At 68.2% G+C, this 25632-nt stretch carries 27 protein-coding genes; 13 read left to right on the top strand and 14 right to left on the bottom strand.

The genetic code is table 11. The features are described 5' to 3' along the window. Positions 1-72 precede the first annotated feature (72 nt). Both ACODSL_RS05415 and rcdA read left to right on the top strand, forming a co-directional pair. Entirely contained in the window at positions 73-273 is a 201-nt protein-coding gene (locus ACODSL_RS05415) for a DUF1192 domain-containing protein (protein WP_488899613.1), read from the top strand. A gap of 94 nt (positions 274-367) precedes the next feature. Then, entirely contained in the window at positions 368-892 is a 525-nt protein-coding gene (gene rcdA / locus ACODSL_RS05420) for a protease adaptor protein RcdA (RefSeq protein ID WP_488899614.1), read from the top strand. Positions 893-1075: 183 nt separating this feature from the next. Here rcdA and rpmE read toward each other — a convergent pair whose 3' ends face one another. Next, the gene (gene rpmE / locus ACODSL_RS05425; protein ID WP_488899615.1) at positions 1076-1303 is read right to left on the bottom strand and encodes a 50S ribosomal protein L31; all 228 of its coding nucleotides are present in this window, start codon (positions 1301-1303) and stop codon (positions 1076-1078) included. 109 nt (positions 1304-1412) lie between these two features. Between rpmE and ACODSL_RS05430 the strand changes: the two genes are divergently transcribed. After that, positions 1413-3257 carry an ABC transporter transmembrane domain-containing protein gene (locus ACODSL_RS05430; protein ID WP_488899616.1) on the top strand — a complete coding sequence of 615 codons (1845 nt, stop codon included), beginning with the start codon at positions 1413-1415 and terminating at the stop codon, positions 3255-3257. 44 nt (positions 3258-3301) lie between these two features. Then, positions 3302-4171: a phytanoyl-CoA dioxygenase family protein gene (locus tag ACODSL_RS05435; protein ID WP_488899617.1), complete on the top strand. Its 870-nt coding sequence runs from the start codon at positions 3302-3304 to the stop codon at positions 4169-4171. Between the two features lie 24 nt (positions 4172-4195). Here ACODSL_RS05435 and ACODSL_RS05440 read toward each other — a convergent pair whose 3' ends face one another. Next, positions 4196-5491 carry a hypothetical protein gene (locus ACODSL_RS05440; RefSeq protein WP_488899618.1) on the bottom strand — a complete coding sequence of 432 codons (1296 nt, stop codon included), beginning with the start codon at positions 5489-5491 and terminating at the stop codon, positions 4196-4198. Continuing rightward, positions 5488-6504, bottom strand: coding sequence for a glycerophosphodiester phosphodiesterase (locus ACODSL_RS05445; RefSeq protein ID WP_488899619.1), 1017 nt, complete (start codon positions 6502-6504; stop codon positions 5488-5490). Before ACODSL_RS05445 ends, ACODSL_RS05440 begins: the two co-directional genes overlap by 4 nt. 325 nt (positions 6505-6829) lie before the next feature. Between ACODSL_RS05445 and ACODSL_RS05450 the strand changes: the two genes are divergently transcribed. Together ACODSL_RS05450 and ACODSL_RS05455 are read left to right on the top strand one after the other, a co-directional pair. Beyond that, positions 6830-7783, top strand: a complete 954-nt coding sequence (locus ACODSL_RS05450; protein WP_488899620.1) for a TerC family protein — start codon at positions 6830-6832, stop codon at positions 7781-7783. Next, the gene (locus tag ACODSL_RS05455; RefSeq protein ID WP_488899621.1) at positions 7783-8088 is read left to right on the top strand and encodes a TFIIB-type zinc ribbon-containing protein; all 306 of its coding nucleotides are present in this window, start codon (positions 7783-7785) and stop codon (positions 8086-8088) included. The genes ACODSL_RS05450 and ACODSL_RS05455 overlap by 1 nt, the downstream gene beginning before the upstream one ends. A 28-nt stretch (positions 8089-8116) precedes the next feature. Here ACODSL_RS05455 and ACODSL_RS05460 read toward each other — a convergent pair whose 3' ends face one another. From ACODSL_RS05460 to thiE, 3 genes are all read right to left on the bottom strand, one after another. Further along, a complete protein-coding gene (locus ACODSL_RS05460) occupies positions 8117-8914 on the bottom strand; it encodes an inositol monophosphatase family protein (RefSeq protein ID WP_488899622.1) in 798 nt (265 codons plus the stop codon). Position 8915: 1 nt separating this feature from the next. Then, the gene (gene efp / locus ACODSL_RS05465; RefSeq protein WP_488899623.1) at positions 8916-9482 is read right to left on the bottom strand and encodes an elongation factor P; all 567 of its coding nucleotides are present in this window, start codon (positions 9480-9482) and stop codon (positions 8916-8918) included. Positions 9483-9701: 219 nt separating this feature from the next. After that, the gene (gene thiE, locus ACODSL_RS05470; RefSeq protein ID WP_488899624.1) at positions 9702-10346 is read right to left on the bottom strand and encodes a thiamine phosphate synthase; all 645 of its coding nucleotides are present in this window, start codon (positions 10344-10346) and stop codon (positions 9702-9704) included. Between the two features lie 142 nt (positions 10347-10488). Here thiE and ACODSL_RS05475 point away from each other — a divergent pair, with 142 nt between their 5' ends. Together ACODSL_RS05475 and ACODSL_RS05480 are read left to right on the top strand one after the other, a co-directional pair. Further along, positions 10489-11118 (top strand): LysE family translocator, encoded by a 630-nt coding sequence (locus ACODSL_RS05475; protein ID WP_488899625.1) that lies wholly within the window; start codon positions 10489-10491, stop codon positions 11116-11118. A 61-nt stretch (positions 11119-11179) separates the two neighbouring features. Beyond that, positions 11180-11737 carry a TspO/MBR family protein gene (locus ACODSL_RS05480; protein ID WP_488899626.1) on the top strand — a complete coding sequence of 186 codons (558 nt, stop codon included), beginning with the start codon at positions 11180-11182 and terminating at the stop codon, positions 11735-11737. A 16-nt stretch (positions 11738-11753) separates the two neighbouring features. Here the strand turns inward: ACODSL_RS05480 and fba are convergent, their stop codons facing one another. The 7 genes from fba to tkt form a co-directional block, all read right to left on the bottom strand. Next, a complete protein-coding gene (gene fba, locus ACODSL_RS05485) occupies positions 11754-12839 on the bottom strand; it encodes a class II fructose-bisphosphate aldolase (RefSeq protein WP_488899627.1) in 1086 nt (361 codons plus the stop codon). Positions 12840-13097: 258 nt separating this feature from the next. Further along, a complete protein-coding gene (locus ACODSL_RS05490) occupies positions 13098-14288 on the bottom strand; it encodes a phosphoglycerate kinase (RefSeq protein WP_488899628.1) in 1191 nt (396 codons plus the stop codon). After that, positions 14285-14593, bottom strand: a complete 309-nt coding sequence (locus ACODSL_RS05495) for a hypothetical protein (RefSeq protein ID WP_488899629.1) — start codon at positions 14591-14593, stop codon at positions 14285-14287. The genes ACODSL_RS05490 and ACODSL_RS05495 overlap by 4 nt, the downstream gene beginning before the upstream one ends. A 2-nt stretch (positions 14594-14595) precedes the next feature. Beyond that, positions 14596-15603, bottom strand: coding sequence for a type I glyceraldehyde-3-phosphate dehydrogenase (gap, locus tag ACODSL_RS05500; RefSeq protein ID WP_488899630.1), 1008 nt, complete (start codon positions 15601-15603; stop codon positions 14596-14598). Between the two features lie 129 nt (positions 15604-15732). Then, on the bottom strand, positions 15733-17100 hold the full coding sequence (locus ACODSL_RS05505; RefSeq protein ID WP_488899631.1) for a S41 family peptidase: 1368 nt from the start codon (positions 17098-17100) through the stop codon (positions 15733-15735). A gap of 126 nt (positions 17101-17226) precedes the next feature. Beyond that, entirely contained in the window at positions 17227-18423 is a 1197-nt protein-coding gene (gene purT / locus ACODSL_RS05510) for a formate-dependent phosphoribosylglycinamide formyltransferase (RefSeq protein ID WP_488899632.1), read from the bottom strand. 137 nt (positions 18424-18560) lie between these two features. Continuing rightward, the gene (tkt, locus tag ACODSL_RS05515; RefSeq protein ID WP_488899633.1) at positions 18561-20525 is read right to left on the bottom strand and encodes a transketolase; all 1965 of its coding nucleotides are present in this window, start codon (positions 20523-20525) and stop codon (positions 18561-18563) included. A 126-nt stretch (positions 20526-20651) separates the two neighbouring features. On the opposite strand from tkt, the gene ACODSL_RS05520 reads away from it, so the two are divergent. From ACODSL_RS05520 to ACODSL_RS05540, 5 genes are all read left to right on the top strand, one after another. Beyond that, the gene (locus ACODSL_RS05520; RefSeq protein WP_488899634.1) at positions 20652-20942 is read left to right on the top strand and encodes a DUF4164 family protein; all 291 of its coding nucleotides are present in this window, start codon (positions 20652-20654) and stop codon (positions 20940-20942) included. A 5-nt stretch (positions 20943-20947) separates the two neighbouring features. Beyond that, entirely contained in the window at positions 20948-21274 is a 327-nt protein-coding gene (locus ACODSL_RS05525) for a cell division protein ZapA (protein ID WP_488899635.1), read from the top strand. Positions 21275-21791: 517 nt separating this feature from the next. Beyond that, on the top strand, positions 21792-22379 hold the full coding sequence (locus tag ACODSL_RS05530) for a 5-formyltetrahydrofolate cyclo-ligase (RefSeq protein ID WP_488899735.1): 588 nt from the start codon (positions 21792-21794) through the stop codon (positions 22377-22379). After that, entirely contained in the window at positions 22380-23216 is an 837-nt protein-coding gene (locus ACODSL_RS05535) for a TIGR00282 family metallophosphoesterase (RefSeq protein ID WP_488899636.1), read from the top strand. It begins immediately after the preceding gene. A 67-nt stretch (positions 23217-23283) separates the two neighbouring features. Further along, the gene (locus ACODSL_RS05540; protein ID WP_488899637.1) at positions 23284-24042 is read left to right on the top strand and encodes a YebC/PmpR family DNA-binding transcriptional regulator; all 759 of its coding nucleotides are present in this window, start codon (positions 23284-23286) and stop codon (positions 24040-24042) included. Between the two features lie 91 nt (positions 24043-24133). Here the strand turns inward: ACODSL_RS05540 and ACODSL_RS05545 are convergent, their stop codons facing one another. After that, complete coding sequence (locus ACODSL_RS05545; RefSeq protein ID WP_488899736.1) at positions 24134-25624, bottom strand: M20/M25/M40 family metallo-hydrolase; 1491 nt, start codon at positions 25622-25624, stop codon at positions 24134-24136. Between the last annotated feature and the right edge of the window lie 8 nt (positions 25625-25632).

A 25632-nucleotide genomic window follows, 5' to 3' on the forward strand; every position in this document is an offset into this window, starting at 1 on the left:
GGGCTTGTGTGTTATCGTCAGCGCGCGTCTGATATCGTGAAAGACGTCGGAAGCGATAGGGAGGCCCCGGCGATGAGCGACGAACCAGCCGAACCGCGCGGGCACAGGGGCGAGGCGTTGTCGCTCGCGCTGCGCGAGGACCTCGAACTCTACAGTGTGGATGACCTCGAGGAGCGGGTGGGCCTGCTGCGGGCCGAAATCGCGCGAACCGAGGCCCAGATTGAAAAGAAGCGGGCCAGCAAGTCCGCCGCCGATGCGTTTTTCAAGTTCTGAGGGCGGATGACCGGGGCTTGGCACGCCGGTTGCAGCCGTCCAGACAATGCGGGAAAGTGATCCCGCGCGTTTCTTGTGAGGGGCGATCTTGTCCATGAATGAACTCGGCGCGCCCGCAACGGCGCCGTGGCGGGCGAATGTGATCGCTGACTTCGCCCGCTCGGAGCTGTTTGACCGCACGTTTCTCGAGGGCATGGACCTGGTCGAGGAGACCGCGGCCTATCTCGATGGCGGTGGCCGCCAGGACTCCAAACTGTTGTCCCGCAACGCCGCGCTGTCCTACGCCTCCGAGAGCATGCGCCTGACCACCCGGCTGATGCGCGTCGCGTCCTGGCTGCTGGTCCAGCGCGCCGTCCGCGAGGGCGACATGGCCCCCGAGGCCGCCTGCGAAAGCCGCTATCGTCTCGACGCCGAGGACACCTCGGTCAGCGAAGCCGAAGCCCTGCATGATTTGCCGCTCGGGCTGCTGGAATTGCTCGACCGGTCAGCCCGCCTGTACGATCGCGTCCGCCATCTGGACCGCCGCATGTATGTCGAGGCCTCCACCGAGACCACGCCGCACCCGGTGCTGTCGCAGATGGACCGCCTGCGGGATGCGTTCGGGGGGGCGGCGCTCTGATTGCGTCCTTCGAGACGCGGACCTGAGGGTCCGCTCCTCAGGATGACGAACACCTCTGCCCGTCATGGTGAGGAGCGAGCTCCGAGCGAGCGTCTCGAACCACGCACTACGATCACAACAGCAAAAAGGCCGGCAGGGTTTCCCCAGCCGGCCTTTTCGAATCTCGTTGGCTGACGCCGACGCCTACTTCTTCGCGGTGAAGCCGGCGAACTTGGCGTTGAAGCGCGACACGCGGCCGCCGCGGTCCAGCAGGTGGGCGTTGCCGCCGGTCCAGGCCGGGTGCGTCGAGGGGTCGATGTCCAGGTTCAGGGTCGCGCCTTCTTTCCCGTAGGTCGAGCGCGTCTGGTACGTCGTGCCGTTCGTCATCACCACGGTGATGAAGTGATAGTCGGGATGGGTGTCTTGTTTCATCGGGCGGTCCAACCGACTTAAGAGGAATGTTGATCTGGCGGCCGAAAGTTCGGGCCACCGAAGAGGCGCGGCTATACAGAAGGGCCGCGACGAAGGCAAGGGGCCGAGCATGACTGACACCAACGCGGCGGACGCCGTGGCCGACGGACGGCCCAGCGCGGGCGCCGCCCTGGCCCAGAGTCTGACCGAGGAAGCGGCGCGCCGGCCCAAGAGCCGCGACGTTAAAAACCTCGTCCATCTGCTGCCCTTCATTACCGCGCACTGGCGTCACGCGGCGGCGGCCGGGTTCTTCCTGCTGTTCTCGACCGGAGCCACGCTGAGCATCACCCAGGCCCTCCGGCTGGTGGTCGACAAAGGCTTTCTGTCGGCGGACAACCTCAACCGCTATTTCGGACTGGCGGCGCTGGTCGTTCTGGTGCTGGCCTTCGCTACCGCGGCGCGGTTCTATTTCATCACTGTGCTGGGCGAGCGGGTCGTCGCCGACCTGCGCAAGGCGCTCTATCGCCACGTCCTGACCCTTGATCCGTCGTACTTCCTCAAGACCCGGACAGGCGAGGTTCTGTCCCGCATGACCACGGACGTGACGATCATCGAGAACCTCGTCGGCTCCGCGGCCTCGATCGCCCTGCGCAACTTCCTCAGCCTGATCGGCGCGACGATCATGCTGGCGATTGTCTCGCCCAAGCTGACACTCTGGGTCATGATCATGGCGCCGCTGCTGATCGCGCCGATGTTCCTGTTCGGCCGTCGGGTGCGAACCCTGTCGACCAAAACGCAGGATCGCTTCGCCCAGGCCGTGGGCTTCGCCGGCGAGAGCCTCGACGCGCTCGACACCGTGCAGGCATTTGGCCGTGAAACGATGGCTGACAAACGGTTCGGCGACGCGGTCGAAACCGCCTTCCGCACCTCGCTGAAGCGGGTCATGGCCCGTTCACTGATGACGCTGGTGGTGATCGGCCTGATCTTCGGCGGCATTGGCCTGCTGCTCTGGACGGCGGCCCATGCGGTGGTCAATCACACGATGACCCCGGGCCAGCTGATCCAGTTCCTTGCCCTGTCGGTATTCGCCGGCGCATCGGTCGGCGCCCTGGGCGAAGTCTGGGGCGTGGTGCAGCAGGCAGCGGGCGCAATGCAGCGGATCTTCGAACTGCTGGCGTCGAGGACGCTGATCGCCGCCCCGGTCCACCCGACCGCCCTGCCCGTCCCGGCACGCGGCGAGATCACCTTTGAAGGCGTGACCTTCGCCTACCCCGGCCGCCCCGACCTGCCCGCCCTGCGCGGCTTCGACCTCAGCGTGAAACCCGGTGAGACCGTCGCCCTGGTCGGCCCCTCGGGCGCCGGCAAGAGCACCGTCCTGCGCCTGCTGCTGCGCTTCTATGACCCGCAGGCCGGCGGTATCCTGCTCGATGGCGTCGACCTGAAGGACGCCGATCCCGCCGAGGTCCGCGCCCGCATGGCGCTGGTGTCGCAGGACGCGTCGCTGTTCTCCGGCTCGGCGCTCGACAACATCCGCTTCGGCCGCGAGGACGCGACGCTGGAGGAGGTTCACGCAGCCGCCCGGGCCGCTGAAGCCGACGGCTTCATCCGAGCCCTGCCGGAGGGCTACGACACGCCCGTCGGCGAACGGGCCAAGACCCTCTCCGGGGGTCAGAAGCAGCGGCTGGCCATCGCCCGCTCGCTGGTCCGCAACAGCCCCATCCTGCTGCTCGACGAGGCCACCAGCGCCCTGGACGCCGAGAACGAGCGACTGGTCCAGAAGGCCCTCGAAGGCGCCATGGGCGACCGCACCACCCTGGTCATCGCCCACCGGCTGGCCACCGTCCTGCGCGCCGACCGCATCGTCGTGATGGACGAGGGTCGCGTCGTCGAGGAAGGCGCCCACAGCCAGCTCAGCAAGGCCGGCGGCCTCTACGCCAAACTGGCCCAGCTGCAGTTCGGGGTGGAGGCGGCTTAGGGGCTCGCCGGGCAATCAGGGCGCGGTCCGCCCAAGGAGTCGCGATGGAAGCCGTCTCCAACACCATCGACGCCGCCGCCGCCTGGCTCGGTGACCGCTCCTTCGCCGACTGGAAGGCGGAGTTCGACGCACGCGGCTTCGTCATCATCGAGAACGTGCTGACGCCGACGCAGGTCGAGGCCCTCCGCTCCGCCCTCGCCCCTTATATCGAAGGGGGCAAATCCGGCCGGAATGACTTCGAGGGGTTCAGGACCAACCGCGTCTACGCCATGCTGGCCAAGTCGCCGGTGTTCGCCGATCTGGCCATCCACCCGCTGGCGCTGGCCTTCGCCGAGGCGGAATTGGGTCCGACCTGCCTGTTGTCGGCCTGTCTGGCGATCAACCTGCAACCCGGCGAGACGGTTCAGCCGTGGCACTTTGACGACGCGGGCGGGCCCCGGCCGCGCAAGGCCTACGGTGTCAGCTGCTTCTGGGCCATCGACGACACAACCGAACTGAACGGCGCCACCGAGGTCATTCCGGGCAGTCACCTCTGGGGTGAGGTGGCCATCGACGGCGCCATCGGCCCGGGCAGCTTCACCGACCCGACCCTGCGCGACGGCAAGGGCGATCCAGGCGCCCGGTCCGACTCGGTCAAGCTGGTCATGCCGGCCGGATCCCTCGCTATCGCCAAGGGCACGCTGGTGCATCGCGGCGGCGCCAACCGGTCGGACCGGCCCCGGCTGATCATCACCCCGCAGTACTGCGCCGGCTGGGTTCGACAGCTGGAGAACATGGTCCTGGCCGTCCCGCCGGAGATCGCGACGACCCTGCCCGAGCGGGCGCGTGAACTGCTCGGCTATTCGATCCATCCGCCCTTCATGGGCTACGTCGACGGGGTGCATCCACGCCGGGTGTTGCCGCCGTCGCGGTAGCGGACCGAACCGCGGCCCCGCCCGCTACGGCAGCAGTTCATTCGGCAGTGTCGGGCCCGAAATAACCCACTGCATCGCCTTCCAGCGACGATCCTGATCCGGACCGGCGCGTTCGACGAAGGCGCGGACCATGTCCATGCCGAGGCCGTAGTTGATCACATAGCTGCGGTACTGTTCGGCGAAGGCCACCGTCTGGGCGGCCCGCTTGGCCGAGACCAGGCCGTAGCGCTGGGTCAGTTCGATCGCCTGGTCCTTCGTGATCCTGCCGGACAGGTAGTCGCTGGCGATCGTGAAGCGGGCGCCGGCCAGGGCCTTCTGGGCTTCGAGCATGGCGTCGTAGCGCGCCGCATCCTTCGGATCGAGGCCGGCGAGCGGATACAGGGTTCCGACCTCGAAGGCCCGTTTCTCGTCACCCGGGAAGGCCAGTTCGATGCCGTAGTTGGCGCTGCCTTCGGCGATCAGCGACTCCGGCGAAAACAGCGGATAGACGGTGAACTCGACCCAGCCCTTGCCTTTGCTCAGCCGGTCCTCGAGCAGCATGTTCAGCACATGGTGGCCCGGGTAGCCCTCGTGGCAGCCCAGATCGACCGCGCGACTCAGGCGCACCGGCAGGTCGGTGTTCACCTGGATCAGACTGGTCGCATTGCCCTTGTACCAGTTGTAGCCGGACCAGGACTTGCCGGTGACGAACTCCAGCGTGAACTGCTCTGTCGCCGGCAGGGCAATATGGGCCATGGTCCGCCGACGGCACTCGGCGATCGCCGCGTCCATGACGGGCTTCAGCCTGTCGGCCGGGATGATGAAGCGGTCGTTGAAGGCGTCGACCCGCTGCCACAGCGGCCCGTCGCCGGGGACCAGCGCCTCGATCTGCTTCAGCGCCGGATCATAGGCCGACAGAGGCTTGAGCACGGGTCGCACCCCGAACAGGCCCTCCGCCTCGTCCTCGAAGCTCAGCTTCTCCCCCTGCATCATGCGCAGGCGGGTGCGCGCGGCGGTGAGCTGGGCCTGCAGGAAGGCCACGCGGCGGCGATCCTCGTCCGTCAGGTCCGTCGATCCCTTCGACGAGGCAAAGCCCAGGGCGAAACTGAGCTCATCAACCGCCTTCGCGAGCGCCGGCAGATCGCGCTTGCTCGCCTTCGCCGCCACGGCCCATTCGGGCGGCCCGTAGTAGGCGTCGATATAGCCGTCCTCGTGCTCGCCGATCTCCAGGCTGAGCTTCACATACTGCTCGGCCAGCTGATCGAGGTTCTGCGCGGCGAGCGCGGGCGTGGCGGCGAGAACCAGGCAGGCGGCAAGCGCGGCGAGCGGAAAACGGATCATGCGAGAAAGGCCTTTCGCGCTTCGACAGCCATACCGGGGAAATCGCTGAACAGGCCGTCCACGCCGGCCTCGTACAGCGCCTTGAACATCGCGCCAACGTCGCCGTGCAGGCGGGGCCGTTCAGGCCCCTGCGGGCCTCTCTGGAGGGCCGCAGGGAGGAAGTAGTTCTCCGCCCGCACCGTCCAGGGATGAACCTTCAGCCCGACCTTGTGCGCATTGGCGACCAGAGCCGTCGGCGGCAGCAGGATCTGGCCGTCGGTCGGCACGATCACAGACTTGTCCGGCCCCACGCCGTCGGCATAGGCGGCGATGGCCTTCAGGCCGGCGGCCGAGACCATATCGGCGTACTTCAGGTCCGGAACGTCGGCAGGAGAACCCTCCGAATCGATCAGCTGGACCAGCGGCGCCTTCGTCAGGGCGCGGATGGTCTTCAGCGGCCCGACCTCGAAGCACTGGACGAAGACCTTCGCGCTCTTCGAATTCAGCCCCTCGGCCTTGAGGGCGTCCGCCATCCGCTGCTCGAACGGCAGGCCGACCGAGGCGAAATGGCGCGGGTGTTTCATCTCCGGATAGACGCCGACCCCGGCCGCCTTCGCGATGGCCACGACCTCGGCGAAGGTCGGGATCGCTTCCTGTCCGTCGAAGGCTGTGTTGGCGGGCCGGAGTTGCGCCAGCCGCTCGCGGGCCCGCAGCGTCTTGATCTCGGCGAGGGTGAAGTCCTCGGTGAACCAGCCGGTGATCGACTGGCCGTCGATGACCTTGGTCGTCTTGCGGGCGGCGAACTCGGCCCGTGCGCCGACATCCGTCGTGCCGCCGATCTCGTTCTCATGCCGGGCGACCAGATGGCCGTCCTTCGTGATGCACAGATCCGGCTCGATGAAGTCCGCGCCCTCGGCGATCGCCAGGCGGTAGGCCATCGGCGTGTGCTCGGGCCGCTCGCCGCTGGCGCCGCGGTGTCCGATGACGATGGGGCGCGGCCTGTGTGAACCGGCGAGGGCTGGGCTGGCGGCCATGGCAAGACTCGCGGCGGCGAGGGAGCGTCGGGTGAGGGTCATGAGGCGGGATTAGCCGCGCCCCATGACGGGTTCGTCAAGACGCTGCGGACAGCTTTCATTTCGGCGCGGGCGCCCCTTGCCGGCCGATGGACCTGCCCCTATCTCCCCGTCGCGGGCCGGGCCCCTCTGACGCAGCGAAAGCGCGTGATGTCGGACCGCATCGGGTGAGCTCGATGCCGGGTCCGGACAGGAATCCCTACGCCACGGCGCCGCGCCACCCTCCAGACAACAGGAGGGTAAGCTGGAGAGTTTCTTTTTCATCCTACTGGGTCAGCCGCTGTGGATGTGGCTGGCGTTCGTCGCCGTCGTCGGGCTGCTGCTGACCCTGGACCTTGGCGTCCTGCATCGCGGCAGCCGGACCATCGGTGTCCGCGAAAGCCTGGCCCTCTCGGCCGGCTACATCGCCATCGGCCTGGCCTTCGGCGCCTTTGTCTGGTCCCAACTCGGGGCCCGGGCGGGCGTCGAATACATCACCGGCTTTGTCGTCGAGAAGAGCCTGGCGATGGACAATGTGTTCGTCATCGCCCTGATTTTCAGCTTCTTCGCCATTCCCCGCGACCTGCAACACCGGGTGCTGTTCTGGGGCATCCTCGGCGTCATCGTGCTGCGCGCGATCATGATCGGCGTGGGCGCGACCCTGGTCAGCGAGTTCGCCTGGCTGCTCTATGTGTTCGCTGCCTTCCTGATCGTGACCGGCGTGCGCATGCTCTGGCCGGGCGGCAAGGAAAAGGACCTCGCCGCCAACCCGCTGCTGCTGTGGATGCGCAGGCGGTTCCGCGTAACCGACCAGCTGGTCGGTGAACGGTTCTTTGTCCGGCAGCCGGTCAAGGCCGGTGGCAAGCCGGTACTGTGGATCACCCCGCTGTTTATGGCGCTGGTGATGATCGAGATCGCGGACGTCGTTTTCGCGGTCGATTCGGTGCCGGCGATCTTCGCCATCACCACTGATCCCTACATCGTCTACACCTCGAACATCTTCGCCATCCTCGGCCTGCGGGCGCTGTATTTCGCCCTGGCCGCGGTGCTGCACCGGTTCGCCTGGCTCAAGCAGGCCCTGGCCGTGCTGCTGGTGTTCATCGGCTCGAAGATCTTCGTCGCCGACCTGCTGGGCCTGGGCAAATTCCCGGCTGAATGGTCGCTCGCCATCACCTTCGCGATCCTGGCGAGCGGCGTCCTCTACTCGCTCTGGCGCACGCGTGGCGCCGCCCCCCTTCCCCCTGCAAACGGAGAGTCCTGATGCCCCTGCTCGTCTGCCCAAACGACAACGCCGCCATGCAATCGGTCAGCCGCTCGGGCGTGGAGTTCGACTTCTGCCCCACCTGCCGGGGCGTCTGGCTGGATCGCGGCGAACTGGAGAAGCTGATGGAGGCCGGCCGCGCCGAGGCTCCACCCCCCAGGCCGGCGGCCCCGCGCGGGCCGGATCCGGCCTGGCGCGGCCCCGAACGCCAGACGGACCCGCACTACCGGCGGGACCACGACCACGATGACGACTACCGCCGCCGCAGGAAGCGCGGCTTCGACCTGTTCGATATCTTCGACTAGGGTCCGGAGGGGACTTGTCCCCGGCAGCCTACTGCGCCGCCTGGAGCTTCTCTAGAATCTGCGGGTGCAGTTCCAGGTTCGCCGCGAGGATGTCGCCGCGCTCGACGCTGTAATCGGCGCCCTCGAGGTCGGTGACCTTGCCGCCGGCTTCGGTGACCAGCAACAGTCCCGCCGCCACGTCCCAGGGGCTGAGGTTGCGTTCCCAGAAGCCGTCCAGGCGGCCGGCGGCCACCCAGGCGAGGTCAAGGGCCGCGGCGCCGAAGCGACGCACACCCGAGACGCGCTGGCTGATCTGGTGCAGCTCCTTGAGGAACTGGCCGTGGCCCGGGCGGCCGATGAAGGGGACGCCGGTACCCAGCAGGCTTTCGTCGAGCCGGGTGCGGGCCGCCACGCGCAGTCGCTTCTCGTTGCCGAGCCAGGCGCCCTTGCCCTTTTCCGCCCAGAAGGTGTCGTGGGTGATCGGGTTGTAGGTCACCGCCGCGACGATCTGGCCCTCGCGCTCGAGCGCGATGTTGACCGCGAAGTGCGGGATGGCGTGCATGAAGTTGGTCGTGCCGTCGAGCGGGTCGACGATCCAGCGGTGGGTCTTGTCGGTGCCTTCGATCAGGCCCCGCTCTTCACCGAGGAAGCTGTAGCCCGGACGCGCCTTGGTCAGGGCCTCGAACAGCGCCTGTTCGGCCTTGATGTCGGCGGCGGTGACGAAGTCCCCGGCCCCCTTCTTGGACACCTGGAGCTCGCCCAGTTCGCCGAAGTCGCGAGCCAGACCCTTGGCCGCCTTGCGGGCGGCGTCGATCATCACGGTCAGAAGTGCTGAAGCTGTGGACACGTCAGTCGGCCCTGCGCAGGTATTCGCCGGTTTCGGTCGAGACCAGCACGCGCTCGCCCGCTTCCATGTAGGGCGGGATCAGAATGCGCATGCCGTTGTCGGCCTTGGCGGGCTTGTAGGAGGATGAGGCGGTCTGGCCGTTGGTCGTGGCGTCGGCCTCAACGATGGTCAGGACGACGTGTTCGGGCAGCGAGATGCTGATCGGACGTTCCTCGTGGAACTCGACCTTCACCTTCATGCCGTCCTGCAGGAAGCGAACCTGGTCCTCGCCGACGAAGTCCTGGTGCAGGCTGATCTGCTCGTAATTCTCGGCGTCCATGAACACCAGCATCTCGCCCTCGGCGTAGAGGTAGGTGTTGTCGCGCTGGTCGAGGGTGACGCGCTCGACCTTGTCGTCCGAGCGGAAGCGTTCGTTGAGCTTGCGGCCGTCGATCAGGTTCTTCATCTCGACCTGGGCGAAGGCGCCGCCCTTGCCGGGCTTCACATGCGAGGCCTTCACGCAGACCCACAGGCCCCCGTCGTGCTGGAGCACCATGCCGGGTTTGATGGTGTTGCCGTTGATCTTCATGAAGTCGGGTCGCCGCGCGGGGGTCGGGAAAGGGCGGCGGAACCTAGCGGCGGCGCCATGGGATAGCAAGGCGGGGGCAGAGTGCGTGGTTCGAGCCCCGGATCCAGTCCGGGGTCGGCTGATGCCTCGCTCCTCACCATGACGAATATCACTTCAGCCCAACCCTCTACGTCATCCTGAGGAGCGATCCCTCAGGATCGCGTCTCGAAGGACGCAACATCACCGCGCCGCCAGGCCTTCCGAGATGGCGGCGTTGAGCGCCCTTACGGCGGCGGCCGGGCCGCCCGGATGGGCCCAGACTCCTGCGCTGACGGCGATGAAGTCCGCGCCGGCAGTCGCCAGCCCGGCGGCATTGTCGGCGGTGATCCCGCCAATGGCCACGCACGGAACCGACATGGTCTCCTGCCAGATCGACAGGATCTCGGGATCGGCCGTCGTCGGCGCGTCCTTGGTCGTGGTCGGGAAGAACGCCCCGAAGGCCACATAGTCAGCGCCGTCTTCGGCGGCTTCCATCGCCAGGTGGCGGCTGTCGTGACAGGTCACGCCGATCATCGCGTCCCGGCCCATGATCCTGCGGGCGTCCTTGCAGGAAGCGTCCGACTGGCCGACGTGCACGCCGTCGCAGCCGAACCTGGCGGCCAGATCCGGCCGGTCATTGAGGATCACGGCCACGTCGCGCGCCCGGGCGATGACGCCGAGCACTTCCACGGCGGCGGCGATGACCTGATCGGGAGCGTCCTTGAGGCGGATCTGCAGGGCGGCGACGTCGCCCGCATCGAGCGCCGCCGACAGCGTTTGGGCGAAGGCGACGAGGTCATCGAGACGCGGCGGGGTGATCAGATAGAGGCGGCAGTCGGCGGTCATGCGACCGTCCCTACACCAGCAACCCCCTCAGGGCATAGGTGACGACAGGCATGCCGCGGCCGGGATTCGCGATGGAATGGTCCTTGCCCGGCAATCGACACCGCGACGGCCGCCGGCCGATACGCTAGGGCTGAAGGCTGTGATGCCCGATCCCGCCCATCTCCTGTCCTTCCTTCTGGCGATCCTGCTCATCGAGCTGACGCCCGGCCCGAACATGGGCTACCTGGCCATCGTCGCCGGCCGTTTCGGGCGGCTCGCCGGCTTTGCGACCATAGCCGGCGTCACGGCCGGACTGGCCGCGTACATGCTGCTTTCGGTGTTCGGCCTCACCGAGGTCATCCTCCAGGCCGCCTGGCTCTACAGTCTCCTGCGCTGGGCGGGCGTGGCCTATCTGCTGTGGCTGGCGTGGGACACATGGCGAGGCGAGGCGCCGACGGGTCCCGGTGACGTCGTGATCGAACCCTCGCGCATCAGGCTGGCCTGGCGAGGCTTCCTGGCCAACATCCTCAATCCCAAGGCGGCCGTGTTCTACATCGCGCTGCTGCCCGGGTTCACGGATCCGGGCCGTCCGTTCGCGGCGCAGGCGCTGGGCCTGGGCCTGATCCACATCGCCGTCGCGCTGGCGATCCATTCGATCATAGTTCAGGCGGCCGCCCGCGCGTCTCCGATGCTCGCCCGGCTCAGCGATGGCGAGGGCGCACGCGTGCGGGCCGCCTTCGCGATTGCTCTCGCGCTCATCGCGGTCTGGCTCGCCTGGGCGACGCGCCGCTAGCCCGACGGGCGGAACCCTATGCCCTGCCAACCGGTTTCCGCTGGTACGCGAGGAGACCGCCATGTTCGCCCAGGCCGCACGGGACGCCGTCGATGACATCGCCAACAGCCGGGGCCGCTCCACGCGACATCTGCTGCTCGGGCTGGGACTGACCGCCGGTGCGGTGCTCGCCTCGGCCCTGATCGCGCGGGCCAACGCGCCGATCCCCGAGAACCCCGAGATCAAGCACGACTACGACCATCTGGTTCAGCCGGGCTTCTCGCCGCCGAAATTCGCTTTCGGTCTGGTCTGGCCACCGCTGTTTCTGGCGCTGACGCTGTCGGGCCTGCGCGTCTGGAATGCCCCGTCCAGCCCCGCCCGCACCCAGGCCTTGACGCTCTGGGGCGTGGTCCAGGCGTTCAACGCGGTCTGGATGGCGCTCGGCCCGCGACGGCTGGGCGGCCAGCTGAGCGCCGCCGTCGTTTCGCTGGGCACGTCCGCCGCCTACGCCTGGCGCGCGCGGCAAGTGGATGCGCCGGCCGCCGGCATGGTCACGCCCTACGTCGGCTGGATCGGCTTCGCCAACGTGCTGACCGCCGAGCTATGGCGCCGCAATCACGCCCGGCCCACGCTTCACTGAACCGGGCGGGAGGCCGCTACTCCGCGGCGGCCTTGCTGACGCCGATCTTCGGGCTCAGCTCGCCGGTCAGGTAACGCTTGGCCATGGCGGCCGTGCTGATCGGCCTGATCTTGCCGGCCCAGCCGGCGGCGCCGAACTGCTCGAAGCGGGCCTGACAGACCGCGCGCATGGCTTCCTTGGCGGGCTTCAGATAGGCGCGCGGGTCGAACTCGCCCTTCTTCTGCATCAGCACTTTCCGGATCGCGCCGGTCATGGCCATGCGGTTGTCGGTGTCGACGTTGATCTTGCGCACGCCCAGCTTGATGCCGCGCTGGATCTCCTCGACCGGCACGCCCCAGGTCTGGGGCATCTCGCCGCCGAACTCGTTGATGATGTCCTGCAGGTCCTGCGGCACCGAGGATGAGCCGTGCATCACCAGGTGGGTGTTGGGCAGGCGGTTGTGCACCGCCTCGATGACGTTCATCGCCAGGATGTCGCCGTCCGGCTTGCGGGTGAACTTGTAGGCTCCGTGGCTGGTACCCATGGCGATGGCCAGGGCGTCGACGTGGGTCGCCTGGACGAACTCGACCGCCTGGTCGGGGTCGGTCAGCAGGGCCGAATGGTCCAGCTTGCCTTCGAAGCCGTGGCCGTCTTCGGCCTCGCCCATGCCGGTTTCCAGCGAGCCCAGCACGCCGATCTCGCCCTCGACCGAGACGCCGCAGCTGTGGGCCATGTCGACCACCGTGCGAGTGACCGCGACGTTGTACTCGTAGGAGGCCGGGGTCTTGGCGTCCTCCTCCAGCGAGCCGTCCATCATCACGCTGGTGAAGCCGTACTGGATGGCGGTGGCGCAGGTCGCCGGGCCGTTGCCGTGGTCCTGGTGCATGCAGACCGGGATGTTCGGATAGATCTCGACCAGGGCGTCGATCAGCCGCGCCAGCATGATGTCATTGGCGTAGCTGCGCGCACCGCGCGACGCCTGGATGATCACCGGCGCGTCGACGGCCTCGGCCGCCTCCATGATCGCCAGGCCCTGTTCCATGTTGTTGATGTTGAACGCGGGCACGGCGTAGTCGTGCTCGGCGGCGTGGTCGAGAAGCTGTCGGAGGGTGATACGGGCCACGGTCGGACTCTCTTGCGCTGAATGGTCTGGTTTGCCGGGGCTCTTAGCACCGGATCACGGAAACGTCAGCCCGTGGGAGACCTGATGATGGGCGATTGCATGCCTCCGGCATCCCAACTCAGACCCGTCATCCTCGGGCTCGTCCCGAGGATCCCTCGTTCAGCTTCCCCGTGAGAATGTGATCACACCCGCACGTGCGAGCCGACAAAGGGGTCCTCGCCACGCGGGCGAGGATGACGGAGTGGGTTAATGGGGCCGCTAAACTTCCAGCGCCGCGACGCCCGGAAGCTCCTTGCCTTCCATCCATTCGAGGAAGGCGCCGCCGGCCGTGGAGACGAAGGTCATCTCATCCGCAACGCCCGCGTGGTTGAGGGCCGACACCGTATCCCCGCCCCCCGCGACGGCCGTCAGCTTGCCGGCCGTGGCCAGCACGGCCGCGTGCCTTGCAGCGGCAACTGTGGCCACATCGAACGGCGGGACCTCGAACACGCCCAGCGGGCCGTTCCAGATCAGGGTCTTGCTGGCGTCCATGGCGGCGAGCAGGCGCTTCACCGTCTCGGGTCCGGCGTCGAGAATGAGGTCGCCGGCCTTCACGTCGTCCAGTCCGCAGGTGCGGATCGCCGTGCCCGGCTTGACCTCGCGAGCCACCACCACGTCGACCGGCAGCAGCAGTTCGCAGCCCGCGGCCTTGGCCGAGGCCATGATCTCGCGGGCGGTGTCGCCCAGGTCGTGCTCGCAGAGGGAGCCGCCGACGTCGTGACCCTGGGCGGCCAGGAAGGTGTTGGCCATGCCGCCGCCAATGGCCAGGCGGTCGAGCTTCCGTACCAGGTTGTTGAGCAGGTCGAGCTTGGTCGAGACCTTGGCCCCGCCGACGATGCCCAGCACCGGCTTGACCGGCTTGCCCAGCGCCGCGTCGAGCATGTCGAGCTCCCGCCGCATGGCGAGGCCGGGATAGGCGGGCAGCAGGCGGGCGATCCCCTCGGTCGAGGCGTGAGCGCGGTGGGCGGCGCTGAAGGCGTCGTTGACGAAGAGGTCACCGATGGCCCCGAGCTCGGCGACGAAGGCCGGGTCGTTCTTTTCCTCGCCCGGATGGAAGCGCAGGTTTTCCAGGACCGCCACGTCACCGGCCCCGAGCGCGGCGACGGCCTTGATGGCGGCCTCGCCAATGCAGTCCTCGCCGAACAGCACCGGCTTGCCAAGCAGCACCGACAGCGGCGCGACCACGGGCGCGAGGCTCATCTCCGGAACCCGCTTGCCCTTGGGCCGGTCGAAGTGGGCCAGCAGGATGACCTTCGCCCCCCGACTGCTGAGGAAGTGGATCGTCGGCAGGGCCGAGCGCAGGCGGGTGTCGTCGGTGATGACGCCCCCCTCCATCGGAACATTGAAGTCCACGCGCACCAGCGCGCGCTTGCCGGCGAGATCAGCGGTTTCGAGGGAGCGGAAGGTCATGGGTTTCGATCAAATAGCTGGTAGGCGCCGAGGACAAGCGAGGGGATGAGCGTAAGGCTCACAAACGAAATCGCCGAGCCAGCCCAGAACATCAGCCGCTTCGGCGCGGATTGAAGGCGAGACACGCCCCAGGTCCCGATCAGCCACACGATCAGCAGCGCGATGATCAACGCGTGAACCCAGGGCCAGCCCGGGTTTTGCGCGCCCGCGCCAAACTCCACGATCGACCGTACGAGGTTCACGGCGAAAAGGCCGACAAAGGGACCTGTAAGCCAGACGAGGGCTACCGCGGCTCCCCGCTTCATCCCTAGAGGAATTTCGCCATCACCAGAGCCGTGTCGCTCATGCGGGTCGCGAAGCCCCATTCGTTGTCGTACCAGCTGAGCACGCGGGCCAGCTTGCCGTCGACGACCTGGGTCTGCTTCAGCGCCGCCGTCGAGCTGGCGGGGACATGGTTCAGGTCCATCGAGACCAGCGGCTCGCTGGTCGTGGCCAGCACGCCCGACATCGGACCTGCGGCGGCGGCCAGCAGGGCGTTGTTGATCTCTTCCACGGTCACGTCGCGGGCGGCGACGACCTTCAGGTCGACCACCGAGACGTTGGGCGTCGGGACACGGATCGAGGAGCCGTCCAGCTTGCCCTTCAGCTCCGGCAGCACCAGGCCGAGCGCCTTGGCCGCGCCGGTCGAGGTCGGGATCATGCTGAGCGCCGCCGCGCGGGCGCGGTAGAGGTCGCTGTGCATCGTATCCAGCGTCGGCTGGTCGCCAGTGTAGGCGTGGATGGTGGTCATGTAGCCGCGCTCGATGCCGAACAGGTCGTTCAGCACCTTGGCCACGGGGGCCAGGGCGTTGGTCGTGCAGCTGCCGTTGGAGACCACGATGTCGTCGGCCGTCAGGGTCTCGTGGTTGACCTTGTAGACGATGGTCTTGTCGGCGCCGTCGGCCGGGGCCGAGACCAGCACGCGCTTCGCGCCGGCGGTCAGGTGGGCCGAGGCCTTTTCCTTCGAAGTGAACAGGCCCGTGCACTCGAACGCGATGTCGACGTTCAGGTCCTTGTGCGGCAGCTCGGCCGGATTGCGGATCGCCGTGACCTTGATCTTGCCGCGGCCGATGTCGATCCAGTCCTCACCGGTCGTCACCGTCCCGGGGAACCGGCCGTGCACGCTGTCATAGCGGAACAGGTGAGCGTTGGTTTCCACCGGACCCAGGTCGTTGATCGCCACGACCTCGATGTCCGTGCGGTTGTGCTCAGAGATCGAGCGCAGGACCAGACGGCCGATCCGGCCAAATCCGTTGATGGCGACGCGAAGGGTCATGGGTAAAGCGCTCCCGGCGGCAATGTTTCTGATTGGGCGCGGGTTTTGCGGTCAGGGGCCCTGGAGTCAACCCCGGAGCGGGATTTGACCCGGTCACATCCGGTGAGGGTTTGTGACTTTGATCGGCGATCAGCTGCCCGGCCGGAACCGGGCGCTCTGGCCGTTGGGGCTGCTCTGGGTCAGGGCGGTGACCTTGCCGGAGGGGTCGCGTTCGAAGGCCACCCGGCGGGACGGATCCCCCTGGACGTAGAAGACGCCGTCGCCCAGCGGCAGCAGCACGGCGGCCGGACGGCGGCCGCGTTGCATGACCAGGATCGCCCCGACGCGCCTGACCACGAGGTCGCCGTTGTAGGTTCCGGCGTAGTCATCGAGCCCGCCGATCGACGTCGGCGGATTGATCTCGGCATTCAGGGCTTCAACCGCCCAGCGGGTGTCGACGGCGACCGGGCTGTCCGGCGCCTTGGCCAGCAGCGCCTCCAGCGCCAGTTGACGGGCGCGGGTCAGGGCGTCGATGGCCGGAACGGCGACGTCCGGCTGAACGCCCGCGCCTTCCCAGTTGCCGCCAGTGACCGGATTGATCGGCGACCCGCTGGAGACGAACACCGACCAGCCCTCGCCCAGCGAGACGCGCCCGCCCGGATTGGCCGCGCCCCCGCTGGCCTCGCCGACGATGGTCGCGCGCCTGGCCGCCTGCATCGTGTAGGCGAAGGCTTCGGCGGCCGAGCCGGTGCGGGCGCTGATCAGCAAATAGACCGGAATGTCGAGGCGCGGGCGGGCGAAATACTCGACAGGCGACTCGTCCGAGGTTCCGCCGCGCGTATGGAACACATTGTAGATTTTGGCGTCCTTCGGGGTGAAGGCGCTGACCAGATAGCCGACCATGGCCGGCGATCCGCCGCCGTTCTCCCGCAGATCGATGATCACCGCGTCGGAGGCGGTCAGCAGGGTCAGCACGGCGTCCACGGCTTGCCGGGCGGGCTCATCCGGCTGGCCGAAGGTGAAATTTGCGAACTGGCGCATGTCGACATAACCGATGCCGCCCGGCAGGGACTCGACGCGTCGGAACCCGAAACTGTTCCGGCGATCGAAGGGGTCGACCTCGTGGGGGCCGCCCGGCCCGCGACGGACCATAACCGGACCGCCGCCGCCGGGGCCCGGAGCAGGCCCCGCGCCGGGCGGGGTCCAGCCGACGTTGAAATGGTGGTCGATGGGCGACAGCCGTCGCGTCAGGGCGGTGGCCAGGTCGCGCGGATCGGTGAAGCCGTCGAACGCCCCCTTCGCCACATCGGCGCGCAGGCTGTCGGCGATGGCCTTGCCCTTCGCGACGTCGAAGTAGCGATCCTCGATCGCCCTGGCGACCCGGCCCGCGATCTCGCGCGGGGCCACCGCGACGGGTGCGACGGCTGCAGGAGGGGTCGACTGGGCGACCACCGACGTCGCGGCGCCCAGCGTCAGAAGTCCGGCCATAAGGGCCACGCGTGCAATCGCGATCGTCATGTATTCGCTCCCGGATCCTGTTTGCCCCGGCGCAGCGTGGCACGGCTGGATGACCGTCGTTTTGCCGAACCGCGCAGGATTGTTGCAAGTCCGACGCAGGCTGCGACAGTGACCTGCCCCGGGCCCTCAGCCCGGAACCACCCTGACCTTCGCCGCCGCCGCGACGGCGTTGGCCCGGGCGGTATCGGTGTCGGCGGCGCGGGCCAGCGCCACACCCATCCGACGACGCTCGAAGGCCTCGGGCTTGCCGAACAGGCGCAGATCCACGCCGGGGCCGGACAGCGCCTCGGCGACGCCTTCGAAGGCTACGCCTGTCGCGTCCAGGCCGCCGTAGATCACCGCGCTAGCGCCCGGCTCGCGCAGGCTGACATCGACCGGCAGGCCGAGAATGGCGCGGGCATGCAGCGCGAACTCGCTCTGGTGCTGGGTGGCGAGCGTCACCAGCCCCGTGTCGTGGGGCCGCGGACTGACCTCGGAGAACCAGACCTGATCGCCCTTCACGAACAGCTCGACGCCGAACAGCCCACGACCGCCGAGCGCGGCGGTGACCTTGCCGGCGATGTCCTGGGCGCTGGCGAGGGCTGCGGCGGTCATGGCCTGCGGCTGCCAGCTCTCGACATAGTCGCCCTTGACCTGGCGATGGCCGATCGGGGCGCAGAAGGACGTCCGGATGTCGCCGTCGACGCCGAGCGAGCGGACGGTCAGCAGGGTGATCTCGAAGTCGAAGGCGATGCGGCCCTCGACGATGACCAGCGCCGTTTCCACCCGGCCGGCTGACAAGGCGTAGTCCCAGGCCGCGCCGATGTCGGCGGCGCTCTCGACATAGGACTGGCCCTTGCCGGAACTGCTCATCACCGGCTTGACGAAACAGGGGTAGCCGACCTCCGTCGCGCCCGCCTCCAGCGCCTCCCGCGAGGCGGCGAAGGCGTAGGGGCTGGTCGACAGGCCCAGCTCTTCGGCGGCCAGCCGGCGGATGCCCTCGCGGTTCATGGTCAGCTGGGCGGCGCGGGCGGTCGGGATCACTGTCGCCAGCCCCTCGGCCTCGATCTTCGCCAGCTCATCGGTGGCGATGGCCTCGATCTCCGGCACGATCAGGTGCGGCCGCTCGGCCTCGATCACCGCGCGCAGGGCGGCGGCGTCGGTCATGGTGATCACATGGCTGCGGTGGGCCACCTGCATGGCCGGGGCGTCGGCGTAGCGGTCGACGCCGATCACCTCGACCCCCAGCCGCTGCAGCTCGATAGCCACTTCCTTGCCGAGCTCGCCGCAGCCGAGGAGCATGACGCGCGTGGCGGACGGGCTGAGGGGGGTGCCGAGTTTCATCGCGTGATCCCTGTTGCGTGCTTCGAGACGCTCGCCTGAAGCTCGCTCCTCAGCATGACGAACACTATTGCAGCACAACCTTGCGCGTCATCCTGAGGAGCGGACCCTCAGGTCCGCGTCTCGAAGGACGCAGGGTGTCAGAGCTTCGCCCTGGCCACGGCAGCCACCGCTTCCGCTGTGATGCCGAATTCCTTGTAGAGCCGCTCGGCCGGGGCGCTGGCGCCGAAGCCGGTCATGCCGACGAAGGCGCCGTCTTCGCCGATGAACCGCTCCCAGCCGAACTTCACCGCCGCCTCGACGGCGACGCGCACGGGGGCCTTGCCGATGGTGTCGGCGCGGTACTTGGCGGTCTGTTGTTCAAACAGTTCCCAGCATGGCGTCGAGACGACGCGCGTCGGCACGCCGTCGGCCTGCAGCAGGGTGCGGGCGGCGAGCGCGATCGACACTTCCGAGCCTGAGGCGAAGAGCGTCACCTGGGCCTCGCCATCTGCGCCGGCGAGTTCGTAGGCGCCGTTGGCCGACAGGTTGCCGCCCTGGGTGCGGGCCACGCCGGTCTTCTGCCGCGACAGGGCCATGACCGAGGGGGTGGTCTTCGCTTCCAGCGCCAGACGCCAGCATTCAGCGGCCTCGACCACGTCGGCCGGGCGGAAGACGAGCAGGTTGGGCATCGCGCGCAGCGCCGCCAGGTGCTCGACCGGCTGGTGGGTCGGGCCGTCCTCGCCGACGCCGATCGAGTCGTGCGTCATCACGTGGATCACGCGAATGCCCATCAGGGCGCCGAGGCGGATGGCGGCGCGGCTGTAGTCGGAGAAGACCATGAAGGCCCCGCTGTAGGGGATCACGCCCCCGTGCAGCGCCATGCCGTTCATCGCCGCCGCCATGCCGTGCTCGCGCACGCCGTAGTGGACATACTTGCCGGCATAGTCGGGCAGATCGAACGGGACCATGCCCTTGACGTAGGTGTTGTTGGAGCCGGTCAGGTCGGCCGAGCCGCCGATCATTTCGGGGATCGCCGGGGTCAGGACGGCCAGGGCCGCGCCGCTGTGCACGCGGGTGGCGTTGACCACCGGCTCGGCGAGCATCTTGTCGATGTGGGCGTCCAGCGCCTTGAAGGCGTCGGCCGGAAGGTCGCCCTTCATCGCCCGGGTGAAGTCGACCTTGTGAGCGCTGCCCTTCAGCCGGGCTTCCCACTTGCGACGCTGACCGCCGCCCTTGCGGCCGGCCTTGCGCCAGGCGTCGACGATGTCTTCCGGCAGTTCGAACGGCGGCAGCGGCCAGCCCATGGCCTTGCGCGCAAGGGTCGCTTCCTCGTCGAACAAGGAATAGCCGTGGCCGTGGATGTCCCCTTCCTTCGGGCCCGCGCCCTTCAGGATGGCGGTCTTGCAGGCGATCATCGTCGGGACGGACTGTCGGGTCGCCCAGCGCAGGGCGGCGGCGATCTTGCCGTGGTCGTGGCCGTCGACGGCCTTGACGGCCCAGCCGGCCGCCTTGAAGCGGGCCATCTGGTCGCCTGTCTCGGCGATCGTCGCGGCGCCGTCGATGGTGGTGTTGTTGTCGTCGAACAGCACCGTCAGCTTGCTGAGCTTCAGCCGGCCGGCCAGCGAGATGGCTTCGTGGCTGATGCCTTCCATCAGACAGCCGTCGCCGGCGATGACCCAGGTGCGGTGGTCGACGAGGTCGTCGCCATAGCGTGCATTCATCGAGCGCTCGGCCATGGCCATGCCGACAGCGGTGGCGATGCCCTGGCCCAGCGGGCCGGTGGTCACCTCGACGCCCGGCGTGTGGCCGTATTCCGGGTGACCGGCGGTGTTGCTGCCCCACTGACGGAAGTTGCGGATCTGATCCATCGTCACGGCCTTGCTGCCAGTCAGATGGAGCAGGCTGTAGATCAGCATCGAGGCGTGGCCCGCCGACAGCACGAAGCGGTCGCGGTCGGCCCAGTCCGGACGGGCGGCGTCGTAGCGCAGGAACTTCGTCCAGAGCACCGTCGCCACGTCGGCGAGACCCATGGGCGCGCCCTGGTGGCCGGATTTGGCGGCATGGACGGCGTCCATGGACAGGACGCGGATGGCGTCGGCCATCTTGACCGGGCTGACGGACATTTTTGGCTCTCTCGACTCGTTCGGTATGGGCGCCCGTTCGCATGTGCGGCTGATCGTTTCAACCCGCCTTCCTGTCACGCCCCGGTGCGGTCTATAGAAAGGACTTCGATCAGGAGAGCCGCGAACATGACGGGAGAGGCCGAGGGAAGCGCCCTGGACCTGGCCGTGCGCAGGCTGGAGCGCGCGATGGCGATGCTCGAGAGCCGCATGTCCGACAAGATGGCCGAGGCCGGCGCCGAGGCGGGGGGTCTGTTCGACCAGGACCGGTCGCGGCTGGCCGCCGAACTGGACGCCGCCCGGGCCCGCGAACGGGCGCTCGAAGAGGCCGGCGCGCAAGCCTCGCAGGCACTCGGGCGCGCCATCGCGGAAATCCGCGCCGCCCTGGGCGACGAGTCCGCCACCGGAACGGAAGGCTGATCGACATGGCCCAGGTCACCGTGCAGATTAACGGAAAGCCCTACAGCGTCGGCTGCGAGGACGGCCAGGAACGCCATCTGATAGACATCGCCAAGCTGTTCGATGAACAGGTGCGGCAGGTCAGCCAGGACGTCGGCAACCTCGGCGACACCCGCCTGTTCCTGATGGGCGCGCTCCTGATGGCCGACGAGATGGCCGATCTGAAGCTGCGGCTTCAGCATATCCAGGGTGAACTGGCCCGGACCCAGACCGACCAGTCGCGGGTCGAGGTCAAGGCCGTGGCCGCGCTGGAGAACGCCGCCAAGCGCATCGAGAAGCTCGCGGCGGGGTGAGATGCCGTTTCTCCCTCCCCTTAATGGGGAGGGTGGTCCGCAGGGACCGGGTGGGGGAGTCAGCCGTCACCCCAATCCATCCCGGATGGCATCCTGCTTCCCACCCTGGCCGCTTTGCGGCCGTTCCCTCCCCATAAAGGGGAGGGAGGGGCGCAGTCGCCCTTCCATTTGCCCGCTTCAGCGCCTACCTTGCGAGGTGGCGGGTCATGCTGTGGCTCACGTCGAAGGCAACTACATTCCAGCGACCTTAATTCACTCTAGGGAGCTGTCCCTGTCCTTCCCCCTGGGGTTGGGCACACGGTGCCCACCTGGTTATCCAGGTCGAGGGAATTGAACCGTCCTTCACGGCTCTTGCGGCGCCGCCACCCTTTTGTCCGCATCGCGTGGTTCGAGACGCTCGGCTGATGCCTCGCTCCTCACCATGACGAACAGTTTTGTCGCCCACCCCTCTGCGTCATCCTGAGGAGCGATCCTTCAGGATCGCGTCTCGAAGGACGCACCCCTGACCGACCCGCTCATCGCCAGTCAGAAAGCCGCCCTCCGCCTGGAGGCGCGCGCGCGGCGCAAGACGTTGCTGACCGAGCATCCCGAAGCCGACTGGATGGCCGCGGACCGCGTCAGCGACATGCTCGCCGCGCTGGGCCTGAAACGCGCCGGGGCGATCGCGCTCTACAAGGCGCTCGGCGCCGAGCTCGATCCCCGTCCGCTCGGCGACCTGCTGGCGAAGCAGGGCTGGCGGCTGTCCCTGCCGGCCGTCGAGGTCGAGGACGGCCCGTTGGTGTTCAGAAGCTGGAAGCCGGGCGAACGGCTGACCCACGACCTGTCCGGGCTGCCCGCGCCGTCGCCCTCCGCGGCCGAGGTGCGGCCGGATCTGATCCTGGTCCCCCTGCTGGCGTTCGATCGCGGCGGCGGGCGCCTCGGCCAGGGCGGCGGCCACTATGACCGGACGCTGGCGGCGCTGCGTGACGCCCCTCGCCCGCCCCTCGCCGTGGGCTTCGCCTACAGCGGCCAGGAGGTCCCGCGTCTGCCCCGGGAGCCGCATGATCAGGCGCTGGATGGGATTCTGACCGAGGCCGGGTATATTGCGGCCCGGAAGGACTTCTAGATGCGCTTTGCTTTCTTCGGCGACGTCGTCGGCAAATCTGGCCGCGACGGCCTGGCCGACCACCTGCCCGGTCTCCGTCGCCGCCTCGGCCTCGAGTTCGTCATCGTCAACGCGGAGAACGCCGCCGCCGGTTTCGGGATCACCGAGAACACGGCGCGTGAGCTGTTCGAGGCCGGCGCCGACTGCCTGACGCTCGGCAACCACAGCTGGGACCAGAAGGAAGCGCTGACCTACATCGTGCGCGAACCGCGGCTGATCCGGCCGGCCAACTATCCGATCCTGTCGGACGCGCCGGGCCGCGGCAGCCACCTGTTCCAGACGGAGAGCGGCAAGACGATCTTCGTCATCAACCTGCTCGGCCGCGTGCACATGGATGCGATGGACGACCCGTTCGCCGCCGCCGACCGCGAGCTGGACAAGGCCCCGCTGGCCCAGGTCGCCGACGCGGTGCTGGTCGACATGCACTGCGAGGCGACGTCCGAGAAGATGGCCATGGGCCACTATTGCGACGGCCGCGCCAGCCTGGTCGTCGGCACCCATACCCATGTGCCGACCGCCGACTGCCAGATCCTGCCCGGCGGCACCGCCTACCAGACGGACGCGGGCGCCTGCGCCGACTACGACAGCGTCATCGGCAACCAGAAGGAAGAGCCGCTGCGGCGGTTCACCACCAAGATCAGCCAGGGCCGCTATCAGCCGGCGTCGGGCCCGGCGACGGTCTGCGGCGTGTTCGTCGAGACCGACGACCGCACTGGCCTCGCCCGCCGCGTCGAACCGATCCGCATCGGCGGCCGGCTGAGCGCGACCGAGCCGGTGGTGGCGCTGGCGACGGCCTGACCTAGGCGCCGCCCCGCCCCGACGCTAAAAGCCCGCACCGTTTCAACACCGAGACCGACACCCGAGCATGGCCGGCCACTCAAAATTCAAGAACATCATGCACCGCAAGGGCCGCGCCGATGCGGTGCGGTCGCGGCTGTTTTCCAAGCTGTCGCGGGAAATCACCGTGGCCGCCAAGGCGGGTCTGCCTGACCCGACCATGAACCCGCGCCTGCGCCTGGCCGTGGCCAACGCCAAGGCCGAGTCGGTGCCGAAGGACGTCATCGACCGGGCGATCAAGAAGTCGCAGATGGGCGACGCGGCCGACTATACCGAGATCCGCTACGAGGGCCTGGCCCCGGGTGGCGTAGGCGTCGTCGTCGAGGTGCTTACCGACAACAAGAACCGCGCCGCGGCCAACGTCCGGACGATCTTCGGCAAGCTGGGCGGCAACATGGGGGCCACCGGCTCGGTGACCTTCAACTTCGACCGCATGGGCCAGATCGAGTACCCGGCCAGGGCCGCCAGCGAAGACGCCATGATGGAGGCGGCCATCGAGGCCGGCGCCGCGGACGTCGAGTCTGATCTGGGCGAAGAGGGTTCGGGCCACACGGTCTATACCGCCTTCGAGGACCTCAACGAGGTCGCCCAGGCGCTGGAGAAGCAGTTCGGCGAAGCATCCTCGACCAAGATCGTCTGGCGGCCGAAGTCGCTGGTTCCGGTCAGCGGCGACCAGGCGACCGTCGTCATGCGCCTGCTTGAAGGGCTGGAAGACGACGACGACGTCCAGAGCGTCTATTCGAACGCCGACATCAGCGACGAGGACGCCGCGAAGTTCACGGGGTAAGGCGCGGGGACATGTACCGCAGGTACGTGTCCCCTAAACCTGTGACCGCTCGATTGGGGGACACGTACCTGCGGTACATGTCCCCTGTGCCTCAGCCTTTCAGCTTGCCCATCATTCGCCCGAACAACCCTGGCTTCTTTCCCGCCGCGGGGGCGTCCTTGGCCATGGCGTAGTCCTTGATCAGGGCGAACAGAAAGTCGCGGCCCTCGTATAGCGCCTTGACCCGCACCCGTTCGTTCAGACCGTGGATGCCGTCGCCGTCCGAGCTGCCGAAGATGCCGCTTACGCCGTAGGTCGGAATGCCCGCGCCGTTGGTGTGGATGCCGTCGGTGGCGCCGGTCAGCAGGATGGTGACCACCGGAACGCCCGGCCAGAGCTTGCCCGCTTCAGCCTCGATCGGCCCCATGATGAAGGGCGTCAGCGGCGGCGGGGGCGAGGCCTTGCTCGGCTCATGCGCCAGGGTGAAGGCGATGCCGGGATCGGCCGTGACGCTCATCAGCTGCTGGCGCACGGCCTCAACCGGCACGCCCGGCAGGATACGGCAGTTCACATTGGCCGTCGCACGCTGCGGCAGGGCGTTCGGCGCGTGGCCGGCGCTGACCATCGTCGCCACGCAGGTCGTGCGCAGCATGCTGTTCCACATCGGATCGGCGGAGACCGCGGCCTGGGCCGCAGCATCGTCCGGGTTGGCCACCAGCGCCTTCATCGCCGCGCCCTTGTCGGCCGGGACCAGCGACGCCATGCGGGTGAAATAGCCGCGCGTGGCGTCATTCAAGGCGACCGGGAAGTCGAAGTCCCCGATCTTCACGAGCGCGGCCGACAGGCGGTTGATCGCGTTGTCATGGACCGGACGGCTGGAGTGTCCGCCCGGGTTCGTGAGGGTCAGGGTGAAGTCCTGATAGACCTTCTCGCCGCCCTGGACCTCGAGCACGACCGGCTTGTCGTTCTCGTCCAGCAGGCCGTCGGCCCCTTCGTTGAGCGCGAAGGCCGCGTCGACCAGCGGCCGGTGGTTGGTCACCAGGTCCTCGATGCCGTTGTAGGCCTCGCTCTCCTCGCCGCAGGTCAGGGCCAGCTTGATGGCGCGGCGCGGCTTGAAGCCGGCCTGCTTGAGCCGAACCAGACTGTCGACCCAGATGGCCGCCTGGGCTTTGTCATCAGACGCGCCGCGGGCGAAGAAGTAGCCGTTCTCCTCGATCAGGGTGAACGGGTCCCGGGTCCAGTCGGCCGGATTGGCCTCGACCACATCGATGTGGGCCAGCAGCAGCATGGCCCCGGCCTTCGGATCGGTCCCAGGCAGCACCGCGACCAGGCTACCCTCGCGCGGATGGTCCGGATTGACCACCACCTGCACGTCTCCCGCCGGGAAGCCCGCCGCCGTCAGCCGTGCGCCCATGGCCTCGGCCGCCTTCGTGCAACTGCCGACCGACAGGGTCGTGTTGATCTCGACGAGCTCCTTGTAGAGCCCGCGGAACGCCAGTTGATCAGGCCGCACGACCGCCGGCGGCGTCGCCGTCTGCGCGCTGGCGACTCCGCAGAGTGAAAGGGTGAGCGTCGCCGCCAGAAGTCCGCGCTTGAGGGTCATCATCAGGG

It is taken from the genome of Caulobacter sp. FG121 (genome assembly GCF_057809815.1).